Here is an 11811-nt window from a genome sequence, read left to right as displayed (position 1 = left end):
ACTAAGAGGTAAGTTCAATCAATAACACTGAGCGTCTAGTCAGTTCGAACTCATTTTGTTGGGTTTGAACATTGTTATCAGTACAAAATAGCACGCTTTTTATTTCATAACCATCTGGTGTGCGGACCTTGATAGGTTGATCCTCTCGATAAAATACCAACCAAAGTTTGGTGTTGCTAGATGACTCAATCATTTGAACCGATAGGTAATCTCGTTCTGGATGTTGCCAGTCATCGAGGCTCATAGACTGTCCAAATTCATTAAACCAGCCGATGTCATCAGCCGTTTTATGTCGATATAAAGGATCGTCTGGAAGTAGGGCTTCAGCTAAAACAGGATACTGTTGTCTTAACGATAATGCTTCGGAAATAAGGTTGCTGAGTACTTGCCGTTCTTCACTATCGTGCCAGCCTAACCAAGTGATTTCGTTATCTTGGCAATAGGCGTTGTTATTGCCGTTTTGTGAATGTGACAACTCATCGCCACCTAATATATGAGGCGTGCCTTGGCTAAACAGGAGTGTGGCCATAAAGCATTTTTGTTGAGTAAGACGCGCTTCTCTGATGCGTACATCGTTCGTCTCGCCTTCAACACCGAAGTTCTGACTGATGTTATCAGTATGCCCGTCACGGTTGTTTTCTCGGTTGTCTAAGTTGTGACGACGATGGTATGACACAAGGTCGCGTAACGTGTACCCATCGTGATAGGTAATGTAGTTAACCGAATGCAACGCGCATTTGTGACCCTTGTGGAACAGGTCTCTAGAACCCATTAAACGGGTTGCAAATTCTTGTATTGTGTTGGCATCACCACGCCAAAAGCGTCGGATGGTATCGCGGTATTTATCGTTACATTCGATAAAACCACGTGGAAAATGCCCCACTTGATAGCCGTTTGGACCGATGTCCCATGGCTCCATCACTAATGTTGTTTGGCTTAGAACAGGGTCTTGTAAGATGGCTTGCAACAAGGGTGCATTAGGCGAGAAGTCATGCTGCTCGCGGCCTAAGTCGACACCTAAGTCAAAGCGGAAACCGTCCACCCCCATGGTTTCTACCCAATAGCGCATACTGTCACAGACCAGTCTAACGGTGGCTGGGTGGTAAGTATCAACGCAGTTGCCACAGCCGGTAAAGTTTAGATACTGACCTTGGATGTGGCGGTAGTAGTTGCTGTTATCGAGTCCTCTGTAACAGGTCGTCCCATGCGTTAACTCGCTTTCAGCCGTGTGGTTATAAACCACATCTAGGATGACTTCAAAACCCGCCTTATGAAACGTTGCCACCATCGTTTTAAATTCTTCCACTGCGTCAGATATGGCATAACGATCATCAGGCGTGAAGAAGTTGATCGGGTTATAACCCCAATAATTAGACAGGCCTTTTTCTTGTAAATGGATCTCATCAGCAAAGGCGAAGCACGGCATTAGCTGAATGGTTGAGATGCCCAATGAGGTCAAGTGATTAATGGCTGACTCACTGCAGGCTCCAAGGTAAGTGCCTTGAAGAGATGCGTCAATATCGAGCTGTTGACTGAACCCCTTAATGTGCATCTCGTAAAGGCTTCTTGCGGAGGCTTTTGGTTTCGCTGTGAGTGAATGCTTGCTCGGACTAGAAGTTGTGACAATGGCTTTTGGGACGCAAGCGCCAGAGTCACGGGTGTCTAATTGACCATTAGGTGTCAGCGTGATTTGTTCATCATGAAAGACCAAACGACTGCTTAAGCGCTTTGCATAAGGGTCAATGAGTAGCTTACTTGGATTGAATAGGTGCATCGCTTCTAAGTCAAATGGCCCCTCAGCACGGAGCCCATAATGTTGTCCCTCGTGAACATCGAGGACTTCCATATGCCAGATACCGCGTTGCTTATGAGTAAAAGGTAATTTAGAAAGCTCATCACCAGCTTCATTATAGAGGCATAGATAGAGTTGCTCTGCATGCTCTGAAAAGACGGCAAAGTTGACTCCTCCTGGCGTTACTGTGGCCCCTAGAGGCAAAGGGAATCCTTCTTGCGTGTGCCAGTTGCGAGTCATACTTTGTTCCTTATGCGTTATTTAGCGTGCCATTTGAATGCAATGGTGCTTAACGGTGGTAATTTCACTTCGATGCTTTGCTCTTTGCCGTGGCTGGCTTGATTTGTCGTTTTGTACGATGTTTTGACAGGGTAGCCGCTACCAGAAAAACGCGTTTCATCTGAGTTAAAGATCAATTCATAACGACCTGCCTGTGGCGTGCCGATACGGTAGTTTCCGTGTGGGGTCGGAGTAAAATTCACTAGTACCAATATGTGTTCAGCCGACTCTTTTTCTCGTCGCACAAAGGCCAGTGTTGAATTAGTGCTGTCATCTAAACTGATCCACTCAAACCCTGAAGGCAAATGATCAAGCTGAAGCGCGGCTTCTGTTTGGTATAAATGATTCAAAGCCTTAGTGACTTGTTGTTGACCTTGGTGATAATCCACATCCAACAAATGCCAGTCCAAAGAACGCTCATGGCTCCATTCTTGGCCTTGTGCAAGCTCATTGCCCATGAAGTTAAGTTTTTTGCCAGGATGGAAATACATGTAGCTGGTAAACGCACGCAGATTGGCGAATTTTTGCCATGCATCCCCTGGCATTTTGGTAATCATGGAGCCTTTGCCGTGTACGACTTCATCGTGAGAGAGCGGCAAAATAAATTGCTCATCGTAGGCATAAACCATCGAGAAGGTTAAATCCCCTTGATGATGTTGGCGATAGATTGGATCCTTGCTGATATAGCTGAGAGAGTCGTTCATCCAGCCCATGTTCCACTTAAAGCCAAATCCTAAACCATCCATATAAGTGGGCTTGGATACGCCTGGGAACGCCGTCGATTCTTCCGCCGCGGTAAAGCAGCGTGGGTGATTTAAGTAGATGGTTTCGTTAAGTCTACGTAGGAAGTTAATGGCTTCATAGTTATGATTGCCGCCATCGACATTAGGAATCCACTCGCCTTCTTTGCGCGAATAGTTTAGGTAGAGCATCGAGGCAACGGCATCAACACGTAGGCCATCGATATGAAATTCATCTAACCAGTAGTTAGCGTTACTGATCAAATAATCGACCACATGATCTTTGCCAAAATCATAAATCAATGAATTCCACTCAGTATGCCAGCCTTTTTTAGGGTCCGGATACTCGTATTGTTTACTGCCATCGAAGCTGGCTAAGCCGTGGCTGTCTGTAGGGAAGTGGGCCGGTACCCAATCCATAATGACGCCGATTCCCGCTTGGTGAAAAGCGTCTACCAACTCTCGGAATTCATCGGCGGTGCCGTAGCGTGATGTGGGGGCGAATAAGCCAATAGGCTGATAACCCCATGAGCCATCAAACGGAAACTCCATCACGGGTAACAGCTCGACATGGGTGTAGCCCATATCGACAATATACGGTACCAGCTGTTCTTTGAGTTCGAGATAACTTAATGCGTCGCCGTCCGCTTTCTTACGCCATGAGCCCAAATGCACTTCATAAATGCTCATAGGCTGTTCATAAATATCGACAATGGGGCGCTCTGTCCAATCCTTGTCCTGCCAGGTGTAACTGTTTTGTGCACAGACAACACTGGCAAAAGAAGGGAATTGTTCGATGGTTTTGGCAAACGGATCGGTGCGGTGTGGCAGGATATCGTCATTGGCGGCGCGAATTTCATATTTGTAGCGCGCGCCTTCTACTACGTCAGGTATGAATAAGCGCCAAACGCCATCGCCATTACTCGACATCGGGTGTAGACGGCCATCCCAGCTGTTAAAGTCGCCCACTACAGATACCGAGCGTGCGGCGGGCGCGTAGACAGCAAACCGCGTACCGCGAATCGCTAATTTGTTATTAACCGTTGCTGAGCGAATGATCGCCCCTTCTTTGTGATAAAGGGTTGCACTGTGATTCTCAGGGTCAGAGAAAGTAGCTTCTGGAAATTGGTACGGATCAACAATAGTAAACTGGCTGTCGCCGTAATGGATTCTTAGTCGGTAGTGTGTTTGTGTGCGTTTTTTTTGCCAGTCAAATAGGAATATTCCACCGTTTTGACCGGTTGTCATGGTGCCAATAATTTTGTCAGAATCAATTTCTAGCACCTCGACTTTTGTCGCATCAGGGCGCCATACTGTTAGTGTCAATCCTTTGTCTTGGTTTGGTTTTAAACCAAGACATTTAAAAGGGTCGGAACAGCGAGCGTTGATGACGTCGTTCAGAAGATCCATTTACTTCTCCAACCTATTACAAATGTTTAGATGTGTGACGTTGCTGGCTATGTAGCTTTGAAACAGCCCAGCTTAAATAGTGATTTACCCTGTTTGGTGTTAATTGGGCAAATTCGTCTAATGCCATGTCAAAATTATCCACTTCAGGGTGAGCGTTCTTATACTGTTTTACATGATCCATCGCGGCTTTGGAAACTAAAACCGGTAAATTCACTTCTTCAATAAACTCGCCGTTGGGATGTTTCTCACAGAATTGGATAAATGCATACAGACCTTCAAAAATCAGGCTTTTATACCAGCTTGGAGCAATGTCTGAGGTGAGTGACTCGATCAGCAGGGCGAATGTGTCTTCGCCTGGTGTCATGGAGTTAAGGGTTCTTTTACTGTCAAGAATTGTGTTGCTTTGCAAATCACCAAATACGATACGATCTGTTTGATTCAAGCTGTCCCACAATTGTAGCAACATGGCTTCAGGGAGTTTGGTGATAAGCCCTTGACCTGTACGCCACTCAAACCAATCAATGTCTTTGGCTTTGACGTCTGTTGTGTCTAAGCGTTGATAGCCCACGCTGGCAACAACGTGAGTAAACTCTTTGTGCTTTTCTATGAGCACTTGTTTTAAAGTGCTGTAAAGCGTCATAGGTGATTGATGTGCCAAGATATCAATGACATCCGTTTGCTCATTTACCTCAATATCGGCTATTTCATCCGCACACAGCAAACTAAGATTGTGTAGGCGTATCGTTCTTACGCCTGAAAAATACTCAGGATGTATTTTCATAAGTGTGCCGGTGATGGCCAGAAGTTCGTGGTAAACCACCTGTGCAATCAGTGAATCAGAGCTTTCAACAAACGCTTTAAAGACTTCATCTTGGTGTAACGGCGTTGATATGCTGATTTGTTGGTCGGCTTTTGAACCAATGATAAGAACACGCTGACGTACAGTGATTTCTGCTGCATGCGTGGCCATATCCGTTGTCGGTTTCAGCATCAGCGAGTAAAGTTGACGAGCGCAAAACCAATTTCTATTTACCAAAGCATTAGTGTATACCGAATCTAAAATACTGCGAATACTAATACATTGATCGTTTTCTTTGATGACTTGCTCATGTAATGCGTCGCGCAGTCCAAGTTGCAGCAAAATTTCTGTAGCGCCTTCAAGGCTTGGAGTATCTTGTAGATGTTGGATAAGACTGCTTACACTCCAGCTTCGGTAGTCATGGATCTCATTCTCTGTGCTTGAGGACAGAGGCCACGGTGCTTCATACATAGGGAGCTTCGTGCCCAATTCATGGCCATATGGCACGTCAAAATTCATGACACGACGACTGCCCGATTTAAAGGCATTCTTAGCCGACTGCGGTATGATACGAAATTCGCTTACTTCACGATTTTGTAGGCGCCGGATGAACTCAAACAGTTCTTCGGAGCCGCCCATTTCTGCGACAGCTTCATCAATTAATACCGCAAACACGGCATTTGCTGGGTAATACCAATATTCGGAGATACTCGCTAATTCGTTGCGAATGTGCTCTTCGAATAGTGCAGGATCGGTTTTACGGTAATCTCGGTCTTCATTTTGGAACCAAGATAGGCACAAACATCGTTGGTTATTAATGACAAATGGCTGCGCAATGGCCAAGCTGCCTAACGCACGATTCGGACGACCGCTTAGTCCCAATGACTTTGAGGCGCCGACATTTTGATATAGCTCGATTAATTGCTCCGAACTGATGGCCTGAATAGGGGCGATTTCATCGATGGTTTGGCATAGACAGCCTGCGTCTAAAAGCTGTTGTTTGATTTTATTGTTTTTGGCCAGCACGACCATAGAGATATTTACGTTTTGGCGACTGTGCTGTTTACGATGAAGCCCTAATGGATCCAGATCTTCTGTCGTAATTAATTCGTCATCCAGCATGCGACCGACCAGATACAAACTCTGGGCCCAAACTAAAGGTATATTGTCATTGGGCACACGGGGTTGTGAGCCTGGGTTGGCTTTTTCCGCCAGTATGTGTTCTTCAGGGACGTAATACAGTTCAGGCAGCAGGCGTTCCCCATCTTTTTCGACCATCAGACTTTCTAGTCGGTAACGATAATAATTGGCGCTTTCCCAATCTCGAGCAAAGAGACGGTCAATGTACAGATAAGTGAAAAACAATGGCCACTCAGACTCAATGTGTTCAAAGTTAATAAGCTCATCGTATTCATAATAGATGCGGTTATGATCTTCAATAACCGTTTGGTGCCCGTCTAGTAAGAAACGTTTGCAGCCGTAATTACCGCCTAGTTTATCGATAATCTCTTGACGAGTTTTGCGTTTAAGTTTTTCGTCGTTAACGGCAAAAGCGGGGAAGCCAAGGATACTAAGTAATGCACCATCCACTTCTTTAGAGCGAGACTCTTTAGGAAGCAAGGATTCTAGGACTGATTCAGCGCGCGCGACAGCATCCGCAAAGGAGTGTACAACAGCCCATTCTGGACCCTGTTCACCAAAAAGATTTAAGCCATCCAGACCTTCAAGAGCTGCTTTCGCCATGCCTACCGAACTGGCGTTAATTTCAGCTTTTCCGTTATTGACCTTATTGCCACGCTCCCAGATACCAAAGTCGGGTGTACGGTAGGTTCGAGAAATGTAATAGATCAAATTCTGAATAAAATTAAACTCGTCTCGAGAATAAATTAGACTGCTGCCTGACTTAATCATTTGTGCCAGCGTCAGCAAATATAGGCTGGTGGCATCGATTTGTAAGTGCCCCCATGCATCGTCCGCGACCACTTCCAAACCGGTTTTAGTGTCGTATTTTGCGTGTAATGAATCTTTCGGATCGAGTGTATCTTTGAATACTTCTACCTTATGAGATTGACGCATCATAGCAAACAGTAAGCCGCGCATCATTTTGATGCACGCATACTCCAGTTCATGAGCTCTGTTATCTGGGTTGGACGCTCGTTTATACGCTAACGATAACGCCCAGACAGCTTGAATAGAGTAGACGTTGTCGCGTACCCATGCGTCAGTATAATCACCATGATTATTAATGCTGGTGCTAGCCGGAAACAGTCCTGTCACGGGGTGTTGGCGTGACAATATAACTTTATCAATGTGCTGGTAGAGGGAGTCGAGCTCAGATGCAATATCAATCGACATATAAAAAGATCCCTTTCAAAGTGTGAGCGTGTATTGGCCTATGCAAGTTTAAGGCCTTAATAGGTAAAACCTTAAGACAGATACGAATGTTTAGTATTCTGTCGTAAGAATATGAAGATTTAATGTGTGCTGAATTCATTAGTACCATGTTTCGTAGCATAATGACGATATCTGCTGCGTTTCTTAATGTTGCGATGAGTATGACAGCTTTAACGTAAGGATAATCCAATTACTGTGATTTTCACTGATATTGTGCCAGAACTACTCAGCTTATTTTTTGTGTCGTTTCTGGCTGCAACCTTATTGCCTCTGGGTTCAGAATTATTGTTGTTAGGTGTGGTTAATCAGCATCCGGAGTTTGCTTGGCATGCATGGTGTTCTGCGACGCTAGGCAACACCTTGGGTGGAATGACGAACTGGTGGCTGGGCTCCTATTTGCTTCATTTTCAAGATCGTCGTTGGTTTCCTGTTTCAGCGTCACGTTTGGCGCAAGTGCAGAAAATATTTCATCGATATGGACAGCCGATTTTGCTGTTAAGCTGGATGCCGCTCATAGGTGATGGCTTATGTTTGGCTGCTGGTGTCGCTAAATTGCATTGGTTTAAAAGTCTTATTTGGATCGTTGTTGGAAAAAGCATGCGTTATGGTGCACTTATTTGGGGGACAAACGCCCTAGTGTTATCGTAAGATGTCTCGAGTGATGGAGGGAATTATGAGACTGAAGTTATTAGTGATATGCACAGGGGCCGTGTGGTTGGCAGGGTGTACACTGACACCTGAAAAAACTGGCACCATGTCAAATGTAGAATTACAAGAAGCACTTCAGAAACAGCAGCAAGAGTGGCAAGACATGAAGCCTCAGCTGCAGCGAGTGCTTGCTTTGGAATCAGATTTGAAACTGTTGGTGGAAACGTTAGATACCGTTCCTGAATCCAGTGAAAGTCTAACACAAGAACTGGCCCCGAAAGCAGAAGCTGCTCAACAAGCGAATCAAGCCCCCGTGATGCCTTCCGCTGCTTTAGCGGATATTAATGCTCCCAAAGAAGAGGCTTTGGTAAACGCTTCTACTTCCAGTCGCAATGAGAAACCGTTTCGTCAAGCCCCACCTAGTAATGCCGTGACAGCGGAGTTTTATGATGGCTCCGAAACGAAATCGGATGTGCCATACTACGGCGTACAGTTAGCGGCGTACGCATCCGAGAAACAAGCCATTCAAGGCTGGCGTTCGATTACGCAGAAATACGCTGAAGAGTTTGCTGATACTGCACCATTGATTAATCAGCATAAAATTGATGGTAAAACTTACCATCAGCTTATTGTTGGACCATTTCTTAAGAAAGCCTACAGTGTCGACTTTTGTAACATGCTGAAGCAAATGCAACAGGACTGTCTGGTTACGCGTTATAAAGGTGAGCCGTTCTTGTCGTTGTAAAATGGAAGTGCCGCTAGCTGAAAGTTAGCGGCGAGTGATGCCTGTGACCGCACAATCTACACCATTCTCTGTCAATAGAGTACATAGGCTGTTGGCTTCTTGATTGTCTTCTGAAAATCCTACATACAGCTGATAGCCTGCCGCCGTTTGGTTATAAAAATAACGATATTGAGTGATTTCAGGCAAGCGTTTAGTCAGTATGCGCCAGTAACCACGCAAAGATTCAAGGCGGCTGAAGGACGCCAGTTGTGCGCTGTAGCCGTGTACTTCGAATGACTTGCGTAAAATCAGATTCTGCTCTTCCAATATTCCGGACTCAGCACCAGTAAGCGGGATTTGAGTCCCCTGTTGGAATTTGAAATTGCGTAGGTAAACCGGATCAATCTCTAATGTGTAGGCTTTTGGTACGATCTCAGTGATTAAGAAGTAGCCATCAAATTCACTGGTGACTTCTTTGATAACAGTGCCAGAGGCGTCTTTTAGCAATACAGGGACGCGGGCTTTGTTAGCTAAATTGCCGTTCTGTTGGAGCTCTTTGACATAGCCTTCAATCTCCAAGGAGGGCACTACTGGAATGTCTAGGGTTTGCACAGAGCCTGGGCGTGGCGCAATGGAAACCCCTTGATCTGCACGAATTAAATAGGGATCGTCCAGTTGTCTCAAATCGATATCGATATCGGTTTGTTGATAGCTTGGCAAGGCCGTTAGCACTGCTATCCCTTGTGAGTTGGTGGTGGCTTTGCGATAGCTCTGTAGGGTTTCAACCTCGACATTTTGCAGAGGACGATCGCCTAAATCAAAACGACCATTACGGTTGTTGTCTAAAAAGACTCGTGTAGACAGTGTGCCTTGGGAAGAGACAGGCATTCGCGTGAAAAAGGTGCTGTTGTTTTGGGTCAGGCCAATGCCGACACGCCCTAGTAGAGAGGCGCGCCAACCAGTCCGATCGTTATAAGAAAAGTTGGAAGTAAGACTGAATTCATTTGGTTGCCAGCTAGCAATCAGTGTCGTTTCGCTGGCATCATTCTCTAAATCATAAATCCATCTTACGCGGCCACTGGTGTTGGCGCTCATATCACCACTGATCTCAGTGAAAAATGACTGAATATCAAAATCTGGTGAAATGGTGTAATCGTTGCCTAAACGCCAAAAAAAATCGTTTAAATAGCGCTGGACTTGCCAGTCACCAGTTGTTTCGCCATCGTCACGATCCGTCCATGTCAAACGGTTAGAAAAGTAACTGCTACCAATGCTGGTACCGATTTGGTTTGTGAGCCGTAAGTATTCTTCTTCATTGTCTGGCGTAATTTGCTCGATGGATTGTTGGTAAGACAGTTTCAAGCTTGGGATGGCGCCTGAAAGTCTCAACTCTTGCGACTCAAAGGAATTGATGTCACCGTCGTCTCTATTAGTGCGTTGGTTTTCTCTATGAATAAAACTGAGTGATTGATCCCATACGCTGGTGTCAACTTGATAGCGGTGCTCATAATCACCGTTATCTTGCTCAAGAGAATCAATAGACAATAACGCTTCACCAAACAGAGAAATTTCGCTGCCAAAGGATTGCTGGTCATATTGTTCAAAGCCTTGTTCATGATGTATCTGCGAGCCAATGCTTAGAGACCACCAATCTGTCACGCCATAATCCGCACGGATCAATGTGCTGAAACCATGTTTGTCGTTATCGTTGAGAGTGTTTTGATCAAATAAGCGTTCACCTTCGTCTACAAACGAAATGTCGTAAACAAATTCTCCGGCAGATTGGCCAGTTGAACTGACGTAGTAACTGCGATTCTCCCGATTTACTTGGCCCTGAGGGCCATAAAACACTAACTCTATTTCGTTGTAGCCAAACACCAAGGGTAAATCTTGAAATTCATATTGGCCGTCGGTGACATTAAACTGGCTGGTTAGTAGCAGTTGATTCCGATATACCTCCACATCCCAGCCCGCTTGAATATTTCCAATCAAGTTAATGCTGTTACCGCCATTGTAGGAGAGTGGGGTGTTGCTAAAACGAGCACCAAGGTAGGTGTTACTTTTCTGAAGAGGGTTGATTTGCGTGCTTCTGATATCACCGAACTCAATTGTGGTGGCGTTTAGAAACCCCAATAGGTCGGCGTCATTAGAGTAGCGGCGGCCAGATAATCGTGCTGAGTTAATCTCGTTATCATCATTTATGGCAACGTAGTATTGCGTATTAAAATACGCCACATCGTTGGAGCCCAGTATCGAAATATTATGACTGGTATCGCTGTGCTCACTGGCATTAACCGATGCCTGAACATCCAATAATGGCTTAGAAATTGGCTGGTAATCGTGCTTTTGTAGAGGAGCACGGGCTTCATTTCGTGTGCGGTACGAATCTTTAGCGCGCTGCTCACGGGCCAGCTTTTCTTCGATAGGAAGCGGGCGGTTACTCTGAGTTTTAAGGGTCAACGTACCGTAATCGGCATCAAAACTCACATCAAACCATTGCTCGTAAAGGCCGAGTTCAATATAGAAATCGTCTTCTAAACTGACTTGTTGAGCATGAAGAGTAGAGGCTCGTCCATTCTCGATAACTGACCAGTTACCGTTTTCAAGATGAGAAAGCTTAAACGTATTCGCAGGGTTACGAATCCAACCTGATGCGGATTCGTTGTCAAAGTCTGTTTCGATAGCGAAATCAAAGGCCTGTGTCATATCGAATAAGCTCAGTTTAGCGCCACTTTCGGTTTTAAAGCCAAAGACCTGTCCTAGAACCAACTTGCCGAGCTGTACACCTAAAATCAGTTCCTCGCCCGCAGGGATGGTGCCGGATAAGTCCTCAGGGCGCATGACTTGTGTAATGCTGTCTGTAGTCAGAGGCTCTGTGATGACGGTATCAGTCAAACTGGGTAACGCTGTTTCGCCGTCTTGTAAGGCTTTATATTTGGCCTTTAAGCGCTCGAAGGCATCATTCGCGTATAAAGGCTGCGCAGCCAAAGATGCAAGTAAAACGAAGCAAAGACTGCGCATAATA

6 protein-coding genes are annotated in these 11811 nt (G+C 45.4%); 2 read left to right on the top strand and 4 right to left on the bottom strand.

Translation table 11 applies throughout. The features are described from left to right. Position 1: 1 nt before the first annotated feature. Genes glgX through AYW76_RS01275 form a run of 3 tightly spaced genes read right to left on the bottom strand, consistent with a single transcriptional unit; the run spans position 2 to position 7375 of the window. On the bottom strand, positions 2-2032 hold the full coding sequence (gene glgX, locus AYW76_RS01285) for a glycogen debranching protein GlgX (protein ID WP_067214815.1): 2031 nt from the start codon (positions 2030-2032) through the stop codon (positions 2-4). Between the two features lie 17 nt (positions 2033-2049). After that, on the bottom strand, positions 2050-4221 hold the full coding sequence (gene glgB / locus AYW76_RS01280; protein WP_067214812.1) for a 1,4-alpha-glucan branching protein GlgB: 2172 nt from the start codon (positions 4219-4221) through the stop codon (positions 2050-2052). A 16-nt stretch (positions 4222-4237) separates the two neighbouring features. Next, positions 4238-7375, bottom strand: coding sequence for a glycoside hydrolase family 15 protein (locus tag AYW76_RS01275; protein ID WP_067214809.1), 3138 nt, complete (start codon positions 7373-7375; stop codon positions 4238-4240). Positions 7376-7609: 234 nt separating this feature from the next. On the opposite strand from AYW76_RS01275, the gene AYW76_RS01270 reads away from it, so the two are divergent. Then, a complete protein-coding gene (locus AYW76_RS01270) occupies positions 7610-8062 on the top strand; it encodes a YqaA family protein (protein WP_231872516.1) in 453 nt (150 codons plus the stop codon). Positions 8063-8087: 25 nt separating this feature from the next. Further along, positions 8088-8807 carry an SPOR domain-containing protein gene (locus tag AYW76_RS01265; RefSeq protein ID WP_067214807.1) on the top strand — a complete coding sequence of 240 codons (720 nt, stop codon included), beginning with the start codon at positions 8088-8090 and terminating at the stop codon, positions 8805-8807. 24 nt (positions 8808-8831) lie between these two features. On the opposite strand, the gene AYW76_RS01260 is transcribed toward AYW76_RS01265, so the two are convergent. Continuing rightward, positions 8832-11807: an SPOR domain-containing protein gene (locus AYW76_RS01260; protein ID WP_067214803.1), complete on the bottom strand. Its 2976-nt coding sequence runs from the start codon at positions 11805-11807 to the stop codon at positions 8832-8834. Between the last annotated feature and the right edge of the window lie 4 nt (positions 11808-11811).

It is taken from the genome of Marinomonas gallaica, from assembly GCF_001639745.1.
GTDB lineage: Bacteria > Pseudomonadota > Gammaproteobacteria > Pseudomonadales > Marinomonadaceae > Marinomonas > Marinomonas gallaica.
This window is presented reverse-complemented; position numbering and strand designations above follow the sequence as displayed.